The following is a 24,589-nucleotide window of genomic DNA, read 5'->3' on the forward strand; positions in this document are numbered from 1 at the left end:
GTACAAAAGACGGGAATGTTAGACATGGCGCCAGCATGCTGGCCCTGTCCAAAGGAATGATCGCGGCACTCCGCTTTGGCCGAAACCTGATTGCAGCCAGAATTCTCTTGCCTGAGGACTTTGGGATTGGGGCAACCTTCGCCATGCTGACTGCATTCATGGAGATGACGTCCAACCTAGGGCAGTCCCGCCAAATCGTTCAAAATCAACGCGGCGACTCTCCGGAATGGCAGGAAATGACTCACGCAGTGTCCGCCTACCGCGGCGTGATCCTTGCGGCCGGCACCTTTCTACTCGCCCCTATCTTCGCCCGCATATTTGGATTACCTGAAGCGACCTGGGCTTTTCGCTCTCTCTCTCTACTACCATTGCTTAACGGCCTTTTCCACTCAGACTGCTATCGCTTTCAAAGGAAAATGCGGTTTGGGCGACAAGTCTCTGTCGACCTAATCCCAGCTTTCGTGCTTACAATCTTGGTATACCCCATTTGCATCTGGAGAAAAGACTACTCTGCCTTGCTCGTGCTATCGCTGCTACATGAGTTGATTCGCGTTGCAATGTCTCATGTCGTCAGCGAGCGCCCCTACAGAATTAGGTGGCACCGCGATTACTTTTCGGTATTTTGCAAATTTGGTTGGCCACTACTCCTAAACGGGATCCTCCTGTTCGGCGTACTACAGGGGGACCGATTCGTGATCGGAGTACACTATGGGATGGAGTCACTGGGAGTTTACTCCGTCGCTCTGCTGCTCGCCATGTCACCAATCATGATGCTAGCAAGCGTTCACGGCCAACTGGTCCTTCCGAAGCTTTCCCGAGCACAAGACGACCCAAAGCAGTACCACCGCATCTACCGACTATCCGAAAAAGGCACCGCCGTAATCGCGATTTGCTTTGCCGTTTCTTTGACAATCTGCGGTCCTTGGCTTATCGCTGCCCTTTACGGACCAAAATATGCGTCGGGGGGGACTTTATTGATGGTGCTCGCACCAATGCTCGCAATCCGCCTAATGCGTGCATCACAATCGATTGCAACTCTCGCTGTCGGAGACACAAAACATCAGTTAATATGCAACATGGTGCGTAGCACAGAACTCATTCTTGCAATAGTGGTGGTGGTCGCCGACTGGGGAATCGTGTGGATAGCACTCGGAAGCTTGATCGGTGAGCTAGCAGCCTATTTACTCGGAGTCTGTCGGATGGATTCGAAATCGCTTGCCACAGCAAAACCATCATTGAAGTTGATAGGAATATTTGCAACAACCATTGCGATCAGCTGGATTCCGTTCTTTTCCGGCATCCAGCTTGACGCATATTCGATTCCCGTGTCGGTCATGACACTCGCCGTGCTCTTTCTCATCCTAGGTAAAATCAACTCAGACTTTAGGAACTTCAGTCGCGACCTAAGTACAATCCTGGGCCTCCGAGAAGCACCGCTCTTAGGTAACAACTGATACGCCGAATACGCTTCTCACTCGACAAAGGACCGCCCGAACGATCGTCCTCCAAAAGCTCGGAAACTAACTTTGAAAACTGATCAATTGACCACTGGCCTGCCTCACCCATGCCCCCGCACGTTCTTTGTACTAGGCGCCGCAAAGTGCGGAACTACATCACTCTGCGGCAGCCTTGCACAGCATCCTAACGTCTGTTTCTCCATCCCAAAGGAATTATCTTTTTTTGCGAGGGAAGACTGCTTCTGCAAAGGATTCGACTGGTACCACAGCCGCTTCACACCAACCCCGGACACCAAAATTTTGGGCGAGGGCTCAACTCAGTACACGCGATACCCAACTTATGCCAAGTCCATAAGTCGGATTCACGACTATCGTCCCGACGCCAAATTAATCTACATAGTGCGAAATCCATCGGAGGCACTTTACTCCTTTTATCTCCACAGAATGCGAGATGGGAACAGAATGCCCATTCGAGAGTTCATGAATGAATTGCCGGAGGCATTACATTCATGCAACTTTGCCGATCAAATCGAGAACGTCTGGCGCCACTTTCCGAGGAACCAGTTACTTGTACTTCGTTTTCAAGAAATGGTCGATGCCCCGAACGAAACGATTAGAAGGTGTTTTGAATTCTTAGAACTACCCATTCTCACATCCACGTCGCATCGCCTTAAAAACAACCGGACCGACTACCAGGCGAACAGGCAAGTTATGAAAATACTTAAAACAGTGAAGAACGTTCCCCTTGTTGGTCGCTCGCTTTCCTTAATGCCAAACGAGCTTCGAGCGGAAATCTACCAAAAGGTAGTGACGTCATGCATCGGAAAACGACTGGCAGCCGGTCACTTTAAACAATTAGACCCTTACGACAACTCACTGAAGACTGAATTGCAGTCACTTTTCAGGCCGAGCATCGATCGCCTCGAGCAAATACTTGGCTGGGACCTTACCGACTGGAAGGCGACTACACATGCGTAGCTCTCTATTTAACCTTTTCCGAAGAGGCAGGAAACCTGACTTTATCGTTGTCGGGGCCGCGAAGGCAGGCACAACAACTTTATTTGATTACCTGCGCCGAGACTCACGGGTTTTCCTTCCCGATCGCAAGGAACTGTTTTTCTTCAGCAAAGACTCAGTGTACGAGAAGGGAATCGGTTGGTACTGCGATCAATTTGCGACGGCGAGAGCGAGTCAACTCTGTGGCGAGATTACCCCCAGCTATACTGTTTGGCCAAGATATAGCGAAGCACTCCCTCGAATAAAGCGCCACTTGCCACGAGCACGACTCATCTACATCATGCGAAACCCGGTTGACCGAGCGTGGTCTCACTACCGCATGGTAAATGGCACAAGTTGGCCGCTAGGTGATCGCCCGCCCGACGACGAAGGCTTTGCGCAACCCAGCGAGTACATGACCCAAATTCGGCGGATCTTGGAGTTTTTCGATCGTGCGCAACTATTGCCACTACTGTTCGACGACTTAGTCCGCGATCCACAGTCGTGCTGCTCGGAAATCCAACGGTTCATTGGACTTGAGGAACGCAACCTTGTCAAAGGGAAAACCGTTCACGCAAACGCTGCTTCCGACCTCCTGGACAGCGGAAATGGCCACCATCGGACGGGTCGCATGCCATCGACTGAACTCCGGTTGCAGCTAAATCGCCGCTTTGAGCCAACCCTGCAAGACCTGGAATCTTTCTTAAATCGCGATCTGACGATGTGGCGATCCTAGATAAATAGCTCATTGAATTGCAAAGCCTGAATTACCTACCATGTCCATACCGATAACTCGACCACGCTTGACGGACACCCAATGCAACAACTGATACCAGTTGCGCTGATTGGCTGGGTACCAATAACGGCAATGCTCTTCGCAATTCTTCGCCCACACCAAGCAACTGCCGTTTCGATGGTTGCCGGTTGGTTACTATTGCCAGTTTGGGGCTATCCATTACCGGGACTTCCAGACTACTCGAAAACGACAGCCTCTGCTTTTGCCATCGCGATAGGCGTAATCATAAAGGCTCCTGGGCATATTTCCCGCATTCGACTAAGCGTTTACGATGCCCCAATAATACTTTGGACCCTATCTCCTATCGTCACGTCATCGCTAAACGGACTTGGGATATACGACGGAATTTCTTCATCAATCAGGGAATTGATTGTTTGGGGTCTCCCCTACTTTGCTGGAAAAATTTTTTTCCAAAACCAATTAGAGATACGATTCCTCAGCCAAACGATCATCATCAGTGGAGTCATATACAGTTTTTTTTGCCTGCTTGAGGTGCGATTAAGCCCGCAGCTAAACAACTGGGTGTACGGGTTTCATGTCAACGACTTCGTCCGCAACATCCGATATGAGGGGTATCGGCCAACTGTATTTATGGCTAACGGCTTGATGGTCGGAATGTGGATGATGGCGAGCACGATATTGGCGGCGGACATGGCTAACCTCCCTGCAGGTGAAAAAAGATCGTGGCGTCCCCATTGGTTAATTGTTAGCTACCTTTTTCTCGCGACTATCGCATGCAAAGCAACGGGTGCGTCACTGCTATTGATTGGGGGCATGCTAGTTCTCCTGCTGGTACGATGGACCGGTTTGCGTTTTTTCTTTATCGCCTTGGCCATGGTCCCTCCTATCTACATTAGTGCCCGACTATCAGGCACCGTTCCCCGCGAAGGAATAATCACATTAGCAGCTGCGATGACCAACGACGATCGCGCCCAGTCTCTTGAAGCTCGACTGATTCAAGAGGATTTATTTGGGAAAAAGGCCCTACAAAGACCCTTATTTGGGTGGGGAGGCTGGAAAAGGAGTTGGCCCGTCAGTGCTGACACAGGCAAAGAAATGACTCGTGGGGTCGATGGCTTTTGGACTATCGTTTTCGGTCAACGTGGACTGATCGGACTTGCGGCGTTTACGTCCCTGCACCTCTGGCCAACCATTGCGATTTGCTTTGGCGCACTTGGGAGACGGCTCCGAGAGCCAGAGCTTATTCCTCTCTCCTCATTCATGTTAATCCTCTCACTCGCGATGATTGACAACCTACTTAACGGGCTTTACAACCCGGTATTCCCACTTATTTCTGGCATGCTAATTGGCATCGCTCAACGACCAAAAATCGAGTTGTTCGCAGCGAGTAAATGACTGATTGTAAGTGCGTGGCAATTCAACGCGATTCCGCGATCACAGCATATCTCCGGCCAGGGAGTGCGTCCTTGACGTTTCACTAGTGAGCTTTCATCAATCCTAAGAGAACCAACTTGAAGTCTCAAATCGCAGCCAATCGTAAAACTATCGCATTGCTTGGCGGGAGCCAACATACATCGAACCTAGGTGTTAGTGCACTTGGACTGGCAGCTATCCAGGGCATTGAAGGCGCGTTTCCCGGCTGTCGTATTTTACTGCACGATTGGTCGATGCTTCACGACCAAACCCCAGGAGATCAAGAAAACACATCCCACGTGGAGTTACTCAGACTACACTCCAACGGTCCGGTCTGGGATCGCCGAAGCATTCTTAACTACAAGTGGTTATCGCGGGCCAGCAACAAGCTACCCAACCCGATTGGGGGTCAACTAACTAGGCTTAACAGAGCGATCTGCGACTTGAGAGAGAGCCACGCCGTTATTGACATTTCAGCGGGCGATTCGTTTTCAGACATCTATGGGACTCGGATTTTTGACACACAGATGAAACTCAAGGAACTTGTTCTAACACTAGGGATTCCCTTGGTGCTCGCGCCTCAGACCTACGGCCCCTTCAACGACAACGACTGTATCGAGCGAGCCAAGAACGTACTTCTGGGAGCGTCGCTAATCGTCACACGGGAAGCGGAAGGCCAAACGGAGCTCCGACGAACGTTTGGTGACGAAGTCGCCGACAAAGCTTCGATCCGTCCAGACATGGCATTGCTATTGCGCCCGAGGCACGTCCCCCCGAATCGGGAACCCGCGATCAGCACTGCTCGAAAAATTGTCGGAATCAATATATCGGGAATGCTGTTTTTTTCTACGCGAAATTTCGGGATATCGCTTGATTACAAAAAATTGATGAGTGACCTGATTCAATGGATCATCGAATCTTTTGACCATCGAGTAGTACTGTTTCCACACGTGCTCTCCGAAGAACCTGACCCTGGAGCGCTGCAGGCAGCCGGAACAACAGGCGAGGTCAACGACAGCGTCGCGTGTGCCACCCTAATGGACACACTTGGCCCAAAGTATGGCGACCGTTTGACGTGCATTGGCCATGGATACAATGCACCGGAAACGAAATTTCTTATCGGGCATAGTGATTTTTTTATCGGTGCAAGAATGCATGCCTGCGTTGCAGCCATCTCGCAGCGGATCCCGACCGTTACCTTGGCATATAGCAAAAAGGCGAAGGGCCTACTGAGTCTCATTGGCATTTCCGACACGGTTGTCGACCTCCGTGAAGCTGAGCAGCAAGCTGTTTTTTTGAAAATTCAACATCTATTCCATTCTCAGGCTTCCATTAAAGAAACCTTCAATTCGGCGATTCCCGACGCGACGGCGAGAGCTAATCATTTCTTCACTCAGGATCTTCACGCGTTGTTGCATGACCAATCAAACTAAAGTCTGTCTCGTTCAAATCTTTTCAATGTTAGATACCATCGTAATGAAGCGAAGTAGGCATGAGTACCGATTTCACCGGTGTTTATTTACCACCCAAAGTTGATTTTAAAAAACAAGTTCCTGAGAAAATCCGATCCGTCGGTGTTTCGATCGTGAACTACCGCACCGCTCCGCTATGCATTGACGCGATAAACTCACTCTTCCAAGTTGAAAACGAAGCTCCCCGCTTAAACATTGTGGTCGTGGATAGCGATTCAAATGATGGTTCGGCGGAACAACTGTACGAGGAAACGAAAAAACTCGCACACGATCAGCCAGTTACCCTCATCGCTCTCAAAGAAAATGTTGGGTTTGCTGCATCCAATAATATTGCAATCAAGAAACTGCTAGAGATTGACCCCACCATAGACGCACTCTGGCTACTTAACCCAGATACTGTCGTTCACACCGGGGCGCTACGGGCGCTAATTGAGGCAATGGGAGATTCGGATAAAATCGGGATCGTCGGAAGTCGACTCGAGCATCGGAATGGTGATCCGCAGCGGTCCGCATTTCGGTTTCCAGGGATACTAAGCGAATTCGAGCGAGGAGCGGCTCTTGCATTTTTCAGTCGGCTATTAAAACACTGGCAGGTTGCTCCCGAAATATGTAACACCGCATTCGAGACAGACTGGGTTGCAGGCGCGAGCATGCTAGTTCGACGCGACGTATTTGAAAAAATCGGGCAGTTCGACGAAGGATATTTCCTATATTACGAAGAAACCGATCTATGCCTCACCGCGGCCAGGGCAGGCTTCCAAAGCGTCTACCAGCCGAAAAGCCGAGTCATCCATCTTGTTGGAAGTTCCTCCGGAGTGACCTCCCAAAATCGTGACGAAAGGCGACTTCCTAAATATTGGTTCGACTCAAGGCAGCGATATTTTACGAAAAACTACGGCCACATCTACTCACTGCTTGTTGACATTTCTTGGGTTACCAGCCTTACCATCAGCCACCTACGTTCCTGGGCCTTGCTTAGGAAACCGAAAGGTCCAAAGATGGTGATTCGGTCCGTCATTACACACCGGATGCAGCCTCTCTTTCGGAAATGGCGCATAACCAAATGGTAATCCGGCGAAACAACAGAAAGGAAAAGCGATGCCTCTTCCCAACCTCCTAATCATTGGGGCGATGAAGGCCGCAACAACCTCGTTGTATCAGCTTCTTGAAACACATGAGGAGATTTGGTTTCCAAGCGAAAAGGAGCCCCACTACTTCACCAGCAAGGAGTACGGCCAGAATTCTGCGTTCAATAAGTACAAGATGCTGTTTGACGACGCTCCCATCCAGGTAAAGTACATCGGCGAAGCATCGACGGGTTATTCGAAGATGCCTGCCTTGGGGCCAACCGCTTCTCGAATAGCGAACGATTTAGGAAATCCCAAAATCATCTATTCGCTCCGCGATCCTATATCAAGAATCATAAGCAATTTCAGACATTCTAAGCTCTGTGGTGCCTATATGCCAACTTTACCGTTTTCCAAAGCGCTCGACGAGGACCCAATTCTGCTACAAGCGAGCTGTTATGCTCGGCAGATCATGGAGTATGAAAACATCTTCGGACCTGACGCAATGTTTTTAATCACAACTGACAAAATCCAGACAGATATATCAAGCGTATTAGCTGGCCTTGGGGCCTACCTGGACATTGACCTTAACGAGGCCAAGCTGCAAAAAATCAACCAGAAAAACTCTCACGAGCAGTTGGCAAAATCTCTTTGGATTGAACGAGTTTTTTCACGCGACATAGCAGGCTATGCCCGAAGAGCAATTCCGCAGGGCCTTAAGAGCACGCTTAAGTCACTGGCTCCTGTACACCGCGTTGAATTCGCTATTACTCCGAACGATATAGAACGATGTATGGCGATACTTGGCCCAGATCTCCAGCAATTACTCGATATAGCTGGCGAAGAGATTCGGGGATGGCCATGTGTTCGCTACCTTCTCAAAGACCCTGGATTCGATGCTGAGTCGCTCTCGCAAATATTTTCAACCTAAAACGTGATCGAATTGAGACCAATGTCAGAAACGGAACAACCACTTGCCTTTATTGCCGAATCGTCGCGGATTGAGCGTCCGATTATTTTAGTAGGCTGCGTCAGATCGGGCACAACGTTGCTCCGGCTGATGCTGGATAGTCACCCGGAGATCGCGTTTCATTTCGAATTCGAGTTTGCGGTAGAACGAATTAGCCCCGACGGAATCTTTCCGCCGCTCGACCTTTATCGCGACCATCTTAATTCAAATCGAATTTTTCAGCTTTGCAATTACGATATCGATAAGAACCTATCTTACAAAGATTTAATAAATTCGTTTCTCCTGCAAAAGAAGCAAAACAAGCGATTTGTCGGGGCAACGATTCATAAATACTTAGACCGCATTCCTTACTTGTTCGAGGATGCTAGGTACATTCACCTTGTCCGCGATCCGCGGGACGTTGCTAGATCGATCGTCGCAATGGGCTGGGCGGGCACCAGCTTTACTGCGACTAAAATGTGGTTAGAAACGGAAAGACATTGGGACCTGCTTCGAAAACACATTCCGGATCATGACGTTATCGATGTTCGCTATGAAGATTTGCTAGAAGCCCCAAAGGCACACCTGGCAAAAATCTGTCACTGGGCAGGGGTCGAGTATAGCCCACGAATGCTCGACTACCCGACGAACAGCAGCTATGGAAAACCCGATTCGCGATTGGCGCACCAGTGGAAATCAAAGGCGAGATCAGTAGAGATTCGCCAAAGTGAGGCAGCTGCCGGCGATGCGTTGATCCAAAGGTCTTATGAACCCAGCGGCGAAGATGCCCTGTCCGTAGGGGCATGGCGACGCTGCATGTACGCTGCGACCGACTGGCAATGGCGGTTGCGATTTCGTATTCGACGCTATGGAATTGGCCTTTACGCTGCGGATCTGCTTGCCCGTAAACTACGAATTCATTCGATACGACAGATGACCCGCATTAGGATTGATGACCTGGACAACGCTGCGATGAGATAACATACGTCACCCGAACTTTAAATCCCCTCAGCTTTCATGCCCCCTCCCCTACCCGCCGGCGACAAGAACAAGAATCCGCCAGACATTGGTTTCCTTGCGTTACTTCGCGAAGACAAAAGAACCCACTATGACTCAATCTGGGAACAAGGATTCTGGGCGATTGCGGTACACCGGTTCGGTAATTGGAGAATGGATTTCAAATATCGCATTGCTAGATTCCCCCTATCCATCGCATATAAAGTCCTCAACAAAGCTGTCGAATGGTTCTGCGGCATCAGCCTTCCCTACACGGTACTTGTGGGTCGCCGTGTACGAATATGGCATCATGGCGGAATGATTTTGCATGGGCGAGAGATTGGTGACGACTGCCAAATACGACAGTGCACCACCCTAGGTGTTGCACGGGCGCACGACAACCTTGCATTGCCATCCATAGGGACTGCAGTTGATATTGGCTGCAACGTTTGCATCCTTGGCAACGTAAGAATTGGTGATCGCGCCGTGATCGGCGCTGGCGCAGTCGTACTTAACGATGTCCCTGCTGACCATATAGCAGTGGGGGTCCCAGCTCGCAACTTCCCGAACCGGGACCAATACGACACTGCTCCTACCGGGACTGAGACGCAAAACAAATGAATCTGTTCACTTTCGCCAACGGCTATTACACCTCATGACGAAAACGTCATCCGCCCCCATCAAGATCGCTGCAGTTGCAATCGGTCGCAACGAAGGGAATCGTCTACGTCAATGCCTTGCAAGTCTATATGGCCGATGTGAATGCATTGTGTACGTCGACTCAGGATCAACGGACGAAAGCGTCGAGGTTGCCAAATCGCTAGGGGCAGTCCTCGTATTACTAGAATCTGAAAGTCGATTCACCGCTGCGCGCGCTAGAAACGCCGGCTGGAAAAAACTCATCACTTTACATCCCGATCTCGACTACATTCAATTTGTGGACGGCGACTGCGTGGTCGCCGCCGATTGGCTTACAATTGGTGCTTCTGCCCTGAGTGCGGATTCCAAAATCGCGGTGGTCTGCGGAAGACGCCGCGAAAAACATCCTGAAGCCTCGCTTTACAATCGCTTGATGGATTTGGAATGGAACGCGCCTGCAGGGTACGTTAAGTCGTGCGGCGGGGATTCCTTAGTTCGCCTTAGTGCGTTGACTGATGTCGATGGATTTAACGACACGGTCCTGGCAGGTGAAGAGCCCGAACTATGTCAGCGTCTGCGGAACCGGGGCTGGTCGATTCTCCAGCTTGATGCCGAGATGACGTCTCACGATGCGGCCATGCTTCAGCTTTCCTCCTGGTTTCGAAGATGCATTCGAAGCGGATACGGATCCCTAGATGTGTATCACAGGCTCGGTGTAGTGGGATTCCGAAACGAAATCCGCAGTGCCATATTTTGGAGTGTAGGCTGGATCGCTCTATCGATGTGCTTAATGCTCATAGGATTCCGAATCTCCTCATGGACTGGACTCGGCTGGGGTGGGCTTGCGGCGTTTTGCATTTGGTCTTCTCAGACGCTGAAAATCGCATTCAACGGGCACACTCGCGGCCTCAACTGGAAAGACAGTTTGGGATACGGAATAATTACAATGCTCGGAAAACCAGCTTCAGCCTGGGGCCAAGCGACATTGATCGTCGACAAAGTTCGGGGCGTTCAAAAGCGACAAATTTTCTATAAAGCTTCTCCCAGCCAACGAAACGAAAAAGATGCTAAATGATATTGCGTCCCCGCGGCTTAAATCCGCAATCGTTGGAGCGGGAAACATTTCAGTCCAACATATAAATGCCCTCCAGTCACAGGGCTTATCAAAAATAGTTGGGGTCTGCGATCTCTCCAAATCGTTGGCAATGTCGTCTGCGGAGAAGTTTTCGATCCCGAAGTCGTATACTAATTTCGAGAAGATGCTTGTCGACACGAAGCCAGATGTCGTTCACATTACCACTCCACCCGCGTCGCACTTTACTCTTGCCAAGATGGCACTGGAAAATGGAGCACATATTATTGTTGAAAAACCAATTACTTTAGCGATGGCTAAAACACAGGAATTGCTTGGGATTGCAGATCAAAAATCGCGATTTATTGTTGAAGACTATAATTATCTATTTAGCGAGACAATTCAAAAACTTCAGAAGCTAGTGCGAGAAGATCAAATGGGTCGTATCGTCCATATTGAAATTAAGATTTGCCTGCCAGTCGCCGACGCGGGAAGCCCATTTGTGGACCAGAACATTGGGCACTGGGTACAGCGTACTAAAGGCGGGGTGGTCGCCGATTTTGCAACACACATGTGCTACTTGACCCACTCTTTCATCGGACCGGTACAAGGCGTCAAAACCAGCTTTCGCAAGACATTGGAAAACACTCCACTCCCGTCGGACGAATTTCGGGCTTCGATCGATACTGCTGAAGGCACCGCAAACCTTTTTTTTAGTTCCTCGACCAAACCAGACACGTTTCTGGTTAAGTTATGGGGTACCCGCGGTGTCGCCGAAGCACATCTGTTTGAGCCGCGATTTATATCTGAGTTGACTCATGGTCGATCCGGTCCGTTAGTTCCGCTCCGTAATGGGATAAGGATGGGAATTCAGTCGATCGGGGGAGCTTTTTCAGGTTTAGGCAGAAAGTTAAACGGGGGACCAGGGAGCTACGACGGGCTCTGGGAGTTACTGCGGCGGACGTATGCGTGCCTTCAGGAATCGAAACCAATGCCGGTCACACACCAGGAAATTCTCGAAGTCAATCAAATGGTGCACGCTGTCCTTGAGCAAGCGAATGACGAGGCAAAGTTAATTTGAGACTTCTAATAACTGGCGCCAATGGGTTCCTCGGTCGAAAAACTGTCGAAGCCGCGCTTCATGCGGGGCATCGGGTGCGGGCTTTGGTTCGACCTGCTTCGAGTACAGACTCGCTTCCTGCCAATAGCAACCTGGAAGTAGTGCGTGTCGACCTACGTACCGCACACGAACTCCCAGCAATTTTATCAGAAATCGATGCCGTTATTCATCTGGCAGCTGGAGTTGTCGGCGCGGACATGGATCGGTTTGTCGCAACAGTTGTAACAACGGAAAATCTACTGAAAGCGGTAAAGCTTTCGAAAATCCAAAAGTTTGTGCACATAAGCAGTTTTTCCGTATACAACTTCGGAGAAGCCCGCAAAGTTTTGACTGAAGACTCACCAGTGCTTGACCAATCATCGGGACTATATTCTCGCGACGGATACGCGATCGCAAAGGTATGGCAGGAACGAATCATACGAGAGGCCCACGCAGTAGGGGACTGGGACCTTTGCGTGATTCGTCCCGGATTCATTTGGGGCAAAGGGAATTTAGACTTGGCGGGGTTGGGCTTCGCAGTGGGGCCCATTTTCTTCCGTGTTAGCGGCGGCAAACACCTGCCGCTGACCTATGTCGAAAACGCCGCGACGGCGATTATAAAGGCGGCGGAACGCAAAGAGTCCGGCGGGACGACCCTCAATCTGATCGATAGTCCTGGAGAGAGCGGGCGAGCCTACCTGACTGCGCAACGAAGGGCAGCCAGCGCCCCGCAGTTCATCATCCCGCTACCTTACTTCATCGGCATCTCGGCTGCTCGCCTAGCCAAATTTGGTAGCTGGCTATTTTTCGGAAAGGATGGCAAACTGCCCGGCATCCTTATTGCTTCAAGGTTCGAGGCTAGATTCAAACCACTCCGATTTCCAAATGACAGAATTCGACAGACCCTGAACTGGGCGCCCGCAGTTACCTTCGAGGCGGCCCTCAGGAAAGCATTCCGCGAAGAGACGAACGATGGACTCAGCTGACACGAAACTGATGAAGGAGGCCGTGACAGAAGGCCGCAAATCAGTCGCGTACCTTACAAGTGAGTACGGTCGCGCTGGAGATACGTTTATTCGCCGGGAAGTCAATGAGCTCCGACGAATTGGAATTCGTGTCGACACATACAGTATCCGAAGGAGCAAAGACCAAGCCATTTCGGAGGACATTTCGCAAGCGCAAGATTCTACGACCTATATCTTGGAACAACCGTCGTGGGTGCTCTTTGCCGCATTCTTGGCAGCAGCGGTAGTGATGCCACTTCGTGTCGTCTCGGCTTTCCGAACCGCAATGCGTACTCGATCTGCCGGAATGCGGAGCCTTGTGTGGCACCTCTTCTATATCGTGGAGGCGTCTTTTCTCGCACGAAGCCTCCAAAGCAAGGGGATTACGCATATCCACAATCACATCGCGGAGAACTCAGCAACAGTCGCGATGCTGGCTTGTGAGATCGGCGGGCTGACGTACAGCATGACCGTACACGGTCCGCATGAGTTTTACGTCGCCAGCCAAATTGCCTTCCCAGAGAAATTGGCACGAGCAAAATTTGTCGCATGCATCTCCCACTTTTGCAAGAGCCAGTGCATGGCCTGGAGTTCACCAGCAGACTGGGATCACTTTCACCTTGTTCGCTGTGCCCTCGACGACGCCTATTTCGCGAGCAGCACCCCCGTCCCCCGCAGCCACATTCGATTCCTGTCCGTGGGACGACTATGCCCAGAGAAAGGTTTCGTGCTAATGGTAAGAGCTGTCGCAGAATTGAAAAAAATGGGCGTATCAGTTTCACTCACTATTGTTGGAGATGGCCCCTCGCGCCGCGACATCGAAGAGGAAATCAATCGCCACCAACTCTCCAAGAGTGTCCAATTAGTCGGATGGAAAAGCAACGACGAAGTGAGATCGATGCTATGTAAATCGGCTGTTTTCGTCCTTCCGAGCTTTGCTGAAGGGCTTCCAGTCGTAATCATGGAAGCCTTCGCGTCAGGCTGTGCTGTTATTGCAACGCGGATTGCAGGTATTCCCGAACTTGTCTTCGACGGCAAGAACGGATGGATCGTAGAGCCAGGAGATGTCCGATCGCTTACAAAAGCCATGCAGGAAGCAAGCACAACGTCTTCGAGTGAACTCCTTGCCATGGGCATGGCAGGCCGTCGCAAGGTGCAGGAATCGCACAATATCACTCACGAGGTGGCCGTACTTGCAAGTCTTTTAAGGCAATAACAGCGACTACAGCACGCAACCTTAACAGCACCGGACGTTCACGAGTAAAGACAGGCGGCCGGTCTACTGTAGGGACGTGCAGTTAGTCTTTTGCGCATAGGAGTGGCCGACGTGGCAAGGCACTTGAGTGATTTCCGCGATGCGTTTTTCACCATACATAGCTTTCTACGTTACTAGCAATCACACGAAGAAGCAACGAGAAGTTCCATTTGCTCGCGATCAACTTTCTTCATTCCCCACTTCGCTAGATGACAGGAAGCGTCCCCATAATTGCTGAAAGTTGAAAGACGGTCTCCCTAAGAGCAGACTCTGCTCCCAGGGATGGGATGCCCCCATTTTCTATACCAGGCGTTATGAAAGATTAGGTTAGGAAACAGGGACAGGTGATTCGCAGTGCTCCGATGGAACCAGATAGCCGAGCGAACAGTGCGGGCGTAATATGTTGAAGTCGCCCCGCCAAGCTCGCGATTTTATTCGTGCGTCGTCTTCATCGATTAAGTACGCTTGGTGCAGATACTCGTCTTGCAGACGCCGTTCTGTCAAGGAGAGCCAGGGTCGATGCAAAGGATTTCGACGCCGATCGTTGCCAGCCATTGCTTGATTGCCGGGGATATCCGATTTCTTGTTGAAACTCTTGATGGTCTCTCTTGTAAAACGTAGGTGGATGTGCCTGAGCTTGCAAGAAGATTCCCCCATCCCAGCTTCGCCGCAGGCGAAGCTGGGATGGGGGAAAGACGTTAGGTAGGCGATACCTCCGGTCGCCCTAAGGCCACGACAAGCAACGGAAGTGAAGCATGGCCGGTGATTCTACGGAACCCTTTCTCGGCCTCCAATAACGCATGCGAAAGCCACCGACTTGCTTGATCGGTTTCGACCCGAAAACACGTCACACGCCCCAGTCTGCGACGCGTGTTCAAGAACGAGTTCTGAATCGCGTTAGTGCTCAAAAGTGAACGGTGAAGCGTGTTGAGGACGTTCAAGCGATGCAAAGCCAGCAGGTCATCACCGGCTTCGTGCAGGCACCGGTACGCCTCGGCGCTTATCGGTTCCAAGAACTTTTTGAGCTCGCCGAAGATTTCCTCGGCAGCTTCGGTTCCCTGAACGCGGCGAAGGCGAGTGAATAGACGCGAAAGTTCGCCCCAATGACGCTTGGAAAGTTTTCCTTTGATATTGCGTTCTTTGTGAACCAAACAACGCTGGATGACAGCGTCAGAAAAGAACTCAACGACCGCACCGCGAAGGGCATCGCTGCCATCAAGAACCACGTACAAGCGGTGGTCGCAAGGGAAGCCGCGATTGACGATTCGGGCCATCAGTTCACGCGAAACTTCAAGGCTTTCACTACTGCCCAACGCAAAATCCAAGACGTGCTTGCGGCCTTCGCTGTCGATTCCCAGTGCCACTACAGCGGCCTGATCTCTGCTCAAATGGATGCCGTCAAGCATCAACGCACACCATGTGATCGAGTTCAGGTCCTTCCCTCGCATCTGCTCAATGAACCTGTTGCCAGCGTCCTGCCAAAGTCGCGAAACGTTAGACTTTTTACACCAGCAGAATTCGGCTTGAACTTTTCAACGCCACGGGAACTGACACCCGAGACGATCGCTTGTACGATCTGTGCCTGTAACTGCCGGGGATCTTTGGCAACACGGTAGATGCTTAGTTCAACCAAGCGACTGGAGCCCTCACCGGACTTCTGTCGCACTCGCGACCGGACAACTTCTTCGCGTTCGCCCTCTTACAACACACGCCCTGAGCTTGAGCCGGCACGACAGACATCGCTGGACGTGGGGTCGTGCTCGGAACCGCACAACTCCGTGACTTCTGCGGCCACGACTTCACAGACCATTTCCCGCACGTGACCTCTTCGGAAATCGCGAAAGATCTGCCCGCTTTCTGAAGCTGAAACTTGCCCGAGTGATTCTAAAAGATTAACTTCATTCATGATGGCCTCCCCGTCGGTTGCAGCCGACGAAAATTGGAAAGTTGCGGAGAGCAGAGACTGCTCTCCGGGAGACCATCTTTCAACAATTATTTGGACGCTTCCGATTTTGCAATATGGAAACAAAGGGGCGACAAGTGTCACGAGACTCCACCTAATGCAAAGTCTTTCGTTCGCAGGTGGACATACTTAACCACTTTTTCATTACCGGCTCTTGTCATCCCGAACATTTTTCATACTCAAGACCCAATGGCCACGTGGACTCATATATTCGTTGGGGAGCGAGGCATTGCGGAAAATCTAACGTGGATTTTTCTACTGCTGTCGTCTGTTGTGCTGATCACAGGAGTGATCAGAAGAAAACAATACACATTGGAAAGCATTCCACTACTTTTTGCACTCATGTATTTCGTGGCAGCAGGCGAAGAAGCCAGTTGGGGACAACATTGGCTGAAGTTTTCGACACCCGAAATTCTGATGGATATCAATAGCCAAAAAGAACTAAACCTTCACAACATATACTCCTTGCTTGGGTTTATCTGTATGAGCATTACTGTTTCTTGCACCTTTTAATTTATCCTACACTCTTGCGTTATTTCCAAGACGTGCGGTACCTTTCCGACCGAATCCAAGCCCCCTGAACTCCAATCGTTTTTCAGTATTTCTACCGATTTCAGCTGTAATCACCGTGGCATGGACTCCGCGAATAGGGGTCGGCCACGTACTGGAAGCCGCCGAAGCGATTGTGGCACTCACTTTTTTAGGGACTGCCATTTATGCGAATTTCATGCTAGCTGCAACGAGGATTTAGCCCGCTAGTTGAGTGAACATGCTTGAGCTCACGTGCGTTTTTGGAACGTCAATTGAACATAAGATCGATGTTTAATCTCGAAATGAAACCATGCGCGAATGGCACGGGCATAAGCGACGAGCCACTACCGGTAGTGACTGAGGTCATTTGCTATCCCTGCTGGCAGTGCCAGCAAATAGTGGCAGCATTTAATGTGCCAGATATTAGCTGAAACGCACGACGAGACTCCGCTTAAATGGCGTTGTTAACTCAGCCCTTTAATGGAGACCTCGCCGTGCAAGACCAATGTAACGACTCCGCTGCCGAAGTTCAAAGCAAACTCCGCTGTGCCTCGTCTTTGGTGCTGGACCTACTGCTGCCGCAGGCTGAAGTCAGCCGCATCTGTCGTGAGCTTGGATATTCATTTCGAGACCGTCTCTTCAACCCGATGGTTGTTGTGTGGATGTTTGTCTCGCAAGTTCTTTCAGCCGATCACAGTTGCCAGCAGGCCGTCACTCGCTTCAACGCATGGCGTGTCGCTAGAGGGCTTGCTCGAGTCAGTAGTGAGACCACTTCATATCGCAAAGCACGTGGCAAGCTTCCCGAACAACTCTTTGAACGATTGTTGGCCTGGACTTCAAAACGATGTGACGAAGCGACGAACGGAGCGTGGCTTTTCAAGGGCCGGCTTGTGGAGATGGTTGACGGTTGGACCGTGACGATGGCGGACACTAAAGAGAATCAGCAGCAGTATCCGCAGATGAAGAGTCAGAAGCCGGGATGCGGTTTCCCGATCGCAAGAATGATTGGGGTGTTCTCTTTAGCAACGGGCTCCATTCAATTCAATGTGTTGGCTCCCTATCGAAGGAAAGCAAACTGGTGAGACATCCTTGTCTGCGAACGATTATCGACCGCATTTTACCGGGCCGAATCCTGCTGGCCGACCGCTACTACGCGACCTTCTGGTTGTTGGCACTAGGAGAAACTCGTGGTATTGATTTAGTCGCTCGCGCCCATCATCTAAGGAGGATTGATTTTCGCAAAGGGCTGAAGCTTGGCTACTTGGATCAACTGGTTATCTATCGAAAACCGGCTCGCCCAAAATGGATGAAACAAGAAGAGTACGACAGCATTTCGACCATGATCTTTGTTCGACATTTGAAGTACAAAGTCCAGCAGAAGGGATTCCGGACCCGAGAGATCACGTTGGCGACGACGTTGCTGGATGCTGAAATCTACACTGCTGAAGAACTTGCTGAACTGTATCGCAGGAGGTGGCAAGTGGAACTGCACATCCGCAGCTTGAAGACGCAAATGCAGATGGAACACCTCCGCTGCAAAAGCCCTCAAATGGTTCGCAAAGAAATCCACTGCCATATGATTGGGTTCAACCTAGTTCGCGCGGCGATGCTCGCATCCGCATTGAAGTTCCAATTGTGTCCAACGCGACTGAGCTTTACCGGCGCGATGCAGGCGTTGGAGGAATTCGCGGCTTGCTTGCGTCTGCATTCCACGAACCGCACACAGCAGTGGGACAACTTGCTTGAGACGATCTCTGAGTTAGCGGTAGGGGACCGGCCAGGGCGTCAAGAAAAACGCGAACTCAAACGCAGACAAAAAAATTATAGACTCATGACTGCCCCGCGAAACCCAAACCGAAACCGTTATGCTACAGCAGCTTAGGAACTATGCCCGTGCCATTCGGACCATGCGCCTTTTACCGTGGCGAAGCAGCAACACAATTTTTCATTTGCGTATTTCGTTTAAGATTTTTGTTCTACCAAGCTTCGCCGAAGGGCTGCCGGTGGTTGTCATAGAAAACTTGGCCGTCGGCACGCCAGTAGCTACAACTCATACTGCAGGAATTCTAGAATCAGGGCTCCCGATCCAAAACGGCTGGCTGAGATCGGATTGATCGGACGAACTGGTGTAAACGGGCAGCACAACATTTTAAAAAGGAGACTTCGAAATTTGCAGACTTGTTCCGAAAGAGCTTTACTGAGGATAGTGAGCGGCAAGAAAGACATGGATCGCCCTTATGCATTTGGATTCGTTCGACGATGATTATATTTTATTTTTTATTAGTGATCGCTTTGATAGATGGGTTACTCCTGGGCGTGCTTGCTATTGAATTATGGACCGCGTTTTTGCCTACGCGGCGATTGAGACGTGGGGAGAGATTGGATGTCGCCGTTATCGTCCCGGCTCATAACGAAAGTGACGGCATCACTCGCACGCTGGAATCCCTAAAGCAGCAATCTCTGCCTACCGATCGCCTTCTTGTTGTCGCCGACAATTGCACCGATGATACTGCCGATTGCGCTAGAGCGACCGGGGTCGAGGTTATCGAAAGATTTAAGGATACAGCGCGAGGCAAGGGATACGCCATCGATTTTGGGATCCAACACTTGCGAGTACGTCCACCGGCGGTGGTCGTCATTTGTGACGCTGACTGCACTTTAGAACCGGGCAGTCTTGACAGTCTTGCGAGCCAGGTAAGCTGGACTGGCAGTCCGGCGCAAGCGCTCTACCTCATGCGGCAACCAAAGATTCCCGGCCCCGAATCCTCCGTATCTGCGTTTGCGTTTTTAATTAAAAATTGGGTGCGACCACGAGCGTTAGATCGAGCGGGTCTTCCGGTCATGCTGACCGGTTCGGGCATGGCATTTCCGTGGTCAGCGATTGCCACCATCGATGTTGCCTCCGGCGAAATTGTGGAAGATCTCGCGATTGGCCTGAAATTGACCCGTCGTCGATTGGGACCGAAATTCTGTGAATCAGCCGTTGTGTGGAGTGAACTGCCGGCCAATCCAGAAGCCGTCGTCGCGCAGCGTACGCGATGGGAGCACGGTTACCTAGCGACGATTTTTCGAGACGTCCCGAAGTTGGTTCGCGATTTTTTTAAGTCTGGCCGGATAACATTGCTGGCGGTTGCCCTCGATTTATCCGTTCCTCCGCTCGCACTGCTCGTGCTTGTGTCAGCACTCGTAGCATCGCTTACCCTCATTTATGGACTAGCGACCAATTTATGGCAACCATTTTTGCTTGTCGTTCTTCCGGGCTTGTCAGCCGCACTGGGGTTAATGGCTGCGTGGTACGGTTTCGCCCGCACACAGCTTCCCGCAAAACTCGTACTTTCTATTCCGTTGTATGTTTTAAAAAAGCTTAATATTTACCGGCGTTTTGTTACAAAACGTCAACAAGACTGGGTACGCACTCAGCGCTGACGCGCCATGCGCATGATCTCACACAAGAAAAGAACGAGATAATGCCACCCTGCTAATTCTCGTTTTATTAAGGAATTTTCATAGATGCGAATCGTTTTATTAGGTAGCAGCGGCTACGTAGGTTCTGAATTTCGAACGCAAATTGCAGCTCGCAATGGAGAACTTGTTTCGATAGGGCGAAGCGACTGCAACGTCTATGACGCAAAACAACTGTCGAAACACCTACATAGACTATCAGCAGATGCGCTGATCAATTGTGCCGGCTACACCGGCAAACCGAATGTCGATGCGTGTGAACTTGACAAGACAAATTGCTTGGCGGGCAATGCCGTACTGCCGGGCGTGATCGCAGAAGTTTGCGCGAACCTAGACATCCCCTGGGGGCATGTTTCCTCGGGCTGCATTTACACCGGCAGACGCGAGGATGGCGACGGATTTTCCGAAGCAGATCCTCCGAATTTTTCATTCCGGCAAGACAACTGCAGTTTCTACTCCGGCACAAAGGCACTTGGTGAAGAAATGCTGGTCGATGCTCCCAAGTGTTTTGTATGGCGGTTGCGTATACCCTTTTCCAACGTGGACGGACCACGAAATTATCTCACAAAGGTTATGCGATACAACAGGCTACTTCAGGCTGAAAACAGCCTATCAAATCTCTCCGATTTCGTTTCGGCGGCCCTGGATTGCTTTGAGAATAAAGTACCCTACGGCATCTATAATTTGACCAACCCGGGGAGCGTGACCACACGACAAGTGGTGCAGTGGATTCAAGAAAGCGGCGTCTGTGACAAGGAATTTGAATTCTTTGAGAACGAAGAGGACTTCATGGCAAAGGCCGCTTCAACACCGCGCTCAAACTGTGTGCTCGATAGCAGCAAGGCAGTGGCAGCCGGACTGAGCCTGCCGCCAGTCGATGAATCAGTAAAAGCGGCGCTGCAGGCGTGGATCTCAGAGTCGACCGCAAATGCTTAATCACCTTTCTTGACACTGAACAAGACAACTCTTAGCCGGGCGTTACTCGCTTTAGTGGTCGATGCTTTCGCCGATGACGTCGATAATGTGTCGCGACTATAATCGAAATCAGCCAGATATTACGGGAATGAAACAGGAAGCTCAACCGCACCTCCAAAGCAGCCATCCGTGAGAGGGTTAAATGGTTTCATCGAGAAGAACTTGCACGGATAAACGCCTTGTGACGCGAAGGCGGCACAAGGTGGAGATGCACTCGCGTCGTTTCGCGATAAAACATTTATGGCCAAGGAAACCAAATGCAGCATGACGGTGACAGCGTTAAGGCATGGCACGGCCATCGCATCAAAATTCAGGTTAAGTATTCGCAGGTGGGTTGTCTGGGCAGGGCCGACGCACACTAAGTCGTTGGTATTCCAAGGACTTTGGCAAGGAAGTTGGGATTCCAGCCGGCCATTCGGCGACGCATGGCGATGCTTTCTTTGTCGTCGACCTGCTTTAGTAGGCTGATTGCGAAACGTTTTAGCCAAGCGAGGTTGTTCGCTAGGGTGCGATTTCGAACGCTACTGTCATCGTCTCGGAAGGTTATGTCCAAGCACCAATGAAGCGTGTTCTCGATTCTCCAGTGGCCGCGGACGCTTGCAGCGAATCGCTTCACTCCAAGCTTTAATGAACTGATGTAGTAACGAACGTCCGATGTCCATTTTTCGCCGCACTCACTCATCCGAATAACCACGCCAATTGTTCACATCCCCTACCACTGGTCCTTGCCCGCCAAGCCTTCGGGAACAGGCAGGTGATAGTAGACAAGCTCATCTTCACGGCCATGCCCTTTGAGCCGTTCGACATGCTTGCGAGCAGTGACCTCTGCGAAGTCATTTTCCATGTGCTTGACGATGTACTCTATTACCGCGTTGTGCAAATTTCCTTGATTGCCCTTCAACGCCAATACGTAGTCGCCTTTCCCGTCGATGATCTTAGCGGCGATATTCTTTTGACAGTCCGCAGCGTCAATGGTGACTACCGATTTCTCAATGTCGATTTGGTCGAGGAGCTCAGGAATCGCAGTGATTTTATTCGATTTCTCTTTGGTCACCAACTGCCCCAAACTGATCCCTCGTTTGACTGCCCAAGCGCTGACAAGGAACAGCAGCCCCAGTCCACCAGAGCGGTCATGGCTGCGGCGAAGGGCTTTTCCATCAATCGCAACGATGTCCAGCTCATCATCGGTTCGCTGGCCAGAGAGACGTTTAATCCAGCGTTCAAAACAAGCTTGAAATGCAGATGGCTTGAGCGTCATCAAGACACGGCCGATCGTATCGTGGGACGGAACGCCCGATGGCAATTCCAGTCGCTCCTTCAGCCAAGCCTCGTTACTCTTGGCCCAAACACCAAACACCAAACACCAAACACCAAACACCAAACACCAAACACCAAACACCAAACACCAAACACCAAACACCAAACACCAAACACCAAACACCAATCGCCAATCGCCAATCGCCAATCGCCAATCGCCAATCGCCATAGGCTCTTCGGCGCCGGCGATAACTGCCATAATGCTAATTACGATAATGTCGCCGAGCAGGTGACGCTGGTTAATATACGAACGCGGATCAAGCAGTTCGGCAAAGTCTTTGAGGATTTCTTCAACATAGATATCAGTCGCTTTCTTCTTGGCCAAGTCACCGCATCCGATCGTCGTTTGGAAAACAAAGTTAACGACACGAATCATTGCGGATCCAACTCGACCGCGCTACCCCCAGATTGCCTAAAATGCGTGTCGGCCCTGGTTGTCTGGGGGAAGGACGTCAGCGAAAGATTTGTCTAGACGGATTGAACCATTTTTTCCAGAACGGATTTGCCGATGTCCAGCAAGCAGGTGCTAGCGTTTCAGGAATGTTTCGAGGTTGTTGACGCCCCACATGTCGAGAAACGCTGCGACCATCCTCTTGATTCGATTTTGTTTTTAGTTGTGTCTGCGGTGATTTCCGGTGCCGATGGTCTGTCGACATCGAAGACTTTGGAAATGAAAAAAGGAGTGGTTGGAGAAGTTTATCAAACTTCCGCACGGCATACCCTCGCATGACACCATCGGGCGGATCCTGTCGCTACTCAAGCCCGCTCAATTTCAACAAGCGTTGATGGACTGGATCGGTCGGCTCCGAAGTGAGCACAGCACTGACGGCCCGATCGTCGTTCCCATCGACGGAAAGACCGCACGAGGCTCCTACACCGATGCTGAAAAGTCGAATGCGTTGCACATTGACAGTGCATGGGCAACGGACCACGGCATTACGCTTGGGCAGGTCACCGTGGATTCGAAGTCCAATGAAATTACAGCGATTCCTCAGTTGCGCGACATGATGGACCTTCGCAATACTATAATTACGCTCGACGCGTTTGGCTGCCAAAAATCCATTGCAAAGAAGATTACCGATGGGGCGGGGACTACACCTTCGTCCTGAAAGTTAAACACCCGACTTTCATGAAGGCGGGTGAAAAGGTGTTTTTGGATACCTACGAAGAGGGCTTGGTTGAGCAAGGTTTTCGTTCCAAAGTCGTAAACGAGAAAGGAGACGGCCGCGTCGAAGAACGAAGTTATATCGTCGCTCCAATCCCGGTGGATCTGCGGGACTTAGTGAAAGACTGGCCTGGTATCAAAAGCATCGGTCAGGCCATTACCATGGTCACGAAGGGCGATAAGCAGACTGCGGAAGTGCGTTATTACATCAGCAGTCGACGCGCGAAAGTTTCCGAATTTGCCAATTCGGTTCGCAAGCACTGGGGCATCGAGAGCATGCACTGGATATTGGATGTGGTGTTCAATGAAGACGGCAGCCTTATTCGAACGGGCAACGCGACGTAGAACATGAGCTTCGTTCGACGTTTCGTCACGAGCCTACTCAAACAGGACACTTCGCGTTCCAACTTGAAGGGCAAACGGAAACGCGTTGGCTGGAACACTGAGTTCCTTGAAAAACTAATGTCTGGCTGATATTTTGATGCGATGACCGTGCAAGGAATGGGCAGGTGAAAGCCAATGGAGATGTTGGAGAGCTGACCTTGCTCGGTTTAAGAAGCACGGTTACTCAGGCTGGAGCTCCGAAGGTTTTCGGGCACTCTCCATTTACCGTTTGCAGTGAGGACTAATGAAACGTCAACCTAAAATCATTTGGTTGCCGCTTCGTTTAATAGTGGCTTTCACGACGAAGTTACTAACCAGTGTCACACACATCAGTTTACCCAAAGAAGCCTCTATCGGAGGCGGACTTCTGATTCCGCACCTTGGTCCCATCCAAGTGAACCCTGACGCCAAAATCGGATTTGACTGTGCGATCCATCATGTGGTGACGATCGGCGATCGAAAGCCCGGTAATTGGGGACCATGTCATGATCGGCTGTCACGCCTGCATCCTAGGGGGAATCCAGATCGGAAACAACGCAAAGATCGGTGCAGGCGCTGTTGTGATTAGAGACGTTCGGCCTGGAGGCACCGTCGTGGGGCCAGCGGCGAACTAGAC

18 protein-coding genes and 4 pseudogenes are annotated in these 24,589 nt (G+C 50.8%); 19 read left to right on the plus strand and 3 right to left on the minus strand.

Annotation, left to right across the window (positions count from 1 at the left end):
- The first annotated feature begins 35 nt into the window (after positions 1–35).
- From FF011L_RS22825 to FF011L_RS22885, 12 genes are all read left to right on the plus strand, one after another.
- Positions 36–1,454, plus strand: a complete 1,419-nt coding sequence (locus tag FF011L_RS22825; RefSeq protein ID WP_261342577.1) for an oligosaccharide flippase family protein — start codon at positions 36–38, stop codon at positions 1,452–1,454.
- Positions 1,455–1,541: 87 nt separating this feature from the next.
- Complete coding sequence (locus FF011L_RS22830; RefSeq protein ID WP_246109945.1) at positions 1,542–2,435, plus strand: sulfotransferase domain-containing protein; 894 nt, start codon at positions 1,542–1,544, stop codon at positions 2,433–2,435.
- Positions 2,428–3,189 carry a sulfotransferase family protein gene (locus FF011L_RS22835; RefSeq protein WP_145354271.1) on the plus strand — a complete coding sequence of 254 codons (762 nt, stop codon included), beginning with the start codon at positions 2,428–2,430 and terminating at the stop codon, positions 3,187–3,189. The genes FF011L_RS22830 and FF011L_RS22835 overlap by 8 nt, the downstream gene beginning before the upstream one ends.
- An 81-nt stretch (positions 3,190–3,270) precedes the next feature.
- Entirely contained in the window at positions 3,271–4,605 is a 1,335-nt protein-coding gene (locus FF011L_RS22840; RefSeq protein ID WP_145354272.1) for a hypothetical protein, read from the plus strand.
- A gap of 116 nt (positions 4,606–4,721) precedes the next feature.
- Entirely contained in the window at positions 4,722–6,056 is a 1,335-nt protein-coding gene (locus tag FF011L_RS22845; RefSeq protein WP_145354273.1) for a polysaccharide pyruvyl transferase family protein, read from the plus strand.
- A 59-nt stretch (positions 6,057–6,115) separates the two neighbouring features.
- Entirely contained in the window at positions 6,116–7,165 is a 1,050-nt protein-coding gene (locus FF011L_RS22850; RefSeq protein WP_145354274.1) for a glycosyltransferase family 2 protein, read from the plus strand.
- Positions 7,166–7,193: 28 nt separating this feature from the next.
- Entirely contained in the window at positions 7,194–8,093 is a 900-nt protein-coding gene (locus FF011L_RS22855) for a sulfotransferase domain-containing protein (protein WP_145354275.1), read from the plus strand.
- Positions 8,094–8,114: 21 nt separating this feature from the next.
- A complete protein-coding gene (locus FF011L_RS22860; protein WP_145354276.1) occupies positions 8,115–9,092 on the plus strand; it encodes a sulfotransferase family protein in 978 nt (325 codons plus the stop codon).
- 670 nt (positions 9,093–9,762) lie between these two features.
- Positions 9,763–10,821: a glycosyltransferase gene (locus FF011L_RS22870; protein ID WP_145354278.1), complete on the plus strand. Its 1,059-nt coding sequence runs from the start codon at positions 9,763–9,765 to the stop codon at positions 10,819–10,821.
- Positions 10,811–11,899 (plus strand): Gfo/Idh/MocA family protein, encoded by a 1,089-nt coding sequence (locus FF011L_RS22875; protein WP_145354279.1) that lies wholly within the window; start codon positions 10,811–10,813, stop codon positions 11,897–11,899. The genes FF011L_RS22870 and FF011L_RS22875 overlap by 11 nt, the downstream gene beginning before the upstream one ends.
- A complete protein-coding gene (locus tag FF011L_RS22880; protein ID WP_145354280.1) occupies positions 11,896–12,903 on the plus strand; it encodes an NAD-dependent epimerase/dehydratase family protein in 1,008 nt (335 codons plus the stop codon). The genes FF011L_RS22875 and FF011L_RS22880 overlap by 4 nt, the downstream gene beginning before the upstream one ends.
- A gap of 214 nt (positions 12,904–13,117) precedes the next feature.
- On the plus strand, positions 13,118–14,137 hold the full coding sequence (locus FF011L_RS22885) for a glycosyltransferase family 4 protein (protein ID WP_218932825.1): 1,020 nt from the start codon (positions 13,118–13,120) through the stop codon (positions 14,135–14,137).
- A gap of 396 nt (positions 14,138–14,533) precedes the next feature.
- On the opposite strand, the pseudogene FF011L_RS26550 reads toward FF011L_RS22885, so the two are convergent.
- Both FF011L_RS26550 and FF011L_RS22895 read right to left on the minus strand, forming a co-directional pair.
- Positions 14,534–14,778 (minus strand): annotated as a pseudogene (locus FF011L_RS26550) (integrase core domain-containing protein); the annotation flags it as partial.
- 96 nt (positions 14,779–14,874) lie between these two features.
- Positions 14,875–16,172 (minus strand): annotated as a pseudogene (locus FF011L_RS22895) (IS256 family transposase).
- Between the two features lie 992 nt (positions 16,173–17,164).
- Between FF011L_RS22895 and FF011L_RS26940 the strand changes: the two are divergent.
- From FF011L_RS26940 to FF011L_RS22915, 5 genes are all read left to right on the plus strand, one after another.
- Complete coding sequence (locus FF011L_RS26940; RefSeq protein ID WP_246109582.1) at positions 17,165–17,752, plus strand: hypothetical protein; 588 nt, start codon at positions 17,165–17,167, stop codon at positions 17,750–17,752.
- Positions 17,749–18,552 (plus strand): IS4 family transposase, encoded by an 804-nt coding sequence (locus FF011L_RS26945; RefSeq protein ID WP_246109583.1) that lies wholly within the window; start codon positions 17,749–17,751, stop codon positions 18,550–18,552. Before FF011L_RS26940 ends, FF011L_RS26945 begins: the two co-directional genes overlap by 4 nt.
- A gap of 25 nt (positions 18,553–18,577) precedes the next feature.
- Positions 18,578–18,784 (plus strand): glycosyltransferase, encoded by a 207-nt coding sequence (locus tag FF011L_RS27300; RefSeq protein WP_391560945.1) that lies wholly within the window; start codon positions 18,578–18,580, stop codon positions 18,782–18,784.
- A 145-nt stretch (positions 18,785–18,929) separates the two neighbouring features.
- Positions 18,930–20,096 carry a glycosyltransferase family 2 protein gene (locus FF011L_RS22910; RefSeq protein ID WP_145354284.1) on the plus strand — a complete coding sequence of 389 codons (1,167 nt, stop codon included), beginning with the start codon at positions 18,930–18,932 and terminating at the stop codon, positions 20,094–20,096.
- A gap of 84 nt (positions 20,097–20,180) precedes the next feature.
- Positions 20,181–21,068 (plus strand): SDR family oxidoreductase, encoded by an 888-nt coding sequence (locus tag FF011L_RS22915; protein ID WP_145354285.1) that lies wholly within the window; start codon positions 20,181–20,183, stop codon positions 21,066–21,068.
- 397 nt (positions 21,069–21,465) lie between these two features.
- On the opposite strand, the pseudogene FF011L_RS26950 reads toward FF011L_RS22915, so the two are convergent.
- Positions 21,466–22,800: pseudogene (locus tag FF011L_RS26950) on the minus strand (ISAs1 family transposase).
- A 132-nt stretch (positions 22,801–22,932) separates the two neighbouring features.
- Here FF011L_RS26950 and FF011L_RS22930 point away from each other — a divergent pair.
- Together FF011L_RS22930 and FF011L_RS27305 are read left to right on the plus strand one after the other, a co-directional pair.
- Positions 22,933–24,063: pseudogene (locus FF011L_RS22930) on the plus strand (ISAs1 family transposase).
- A 380-nt stretch (positions 24,064–24,443) separates the two neighbouring features.
- Complete coding sequence (locus FF011L_RS27305) at positions 24,444–24,587, plus strand: DapH/DapD/GlmU-related protein (protein ID WP_391560946.1); 144 nt, start codon at positions 24,444–24,446, stop codon at positions 24,585–24,587.
- Positions 24,588–24,589 lie beyond the last annotated feature (2 nt).

It is taken from the genome of Roseimaritima multifibrata (assembly GCF_007741495.1).
In the GTDB taxonomy this organism is placed as follows: Bacteria; Planctomycetota; Planctomycetia; order Pirellulales; family Pirellulaceae; genus Roseimaritima; species Roseimaritima multifibrata.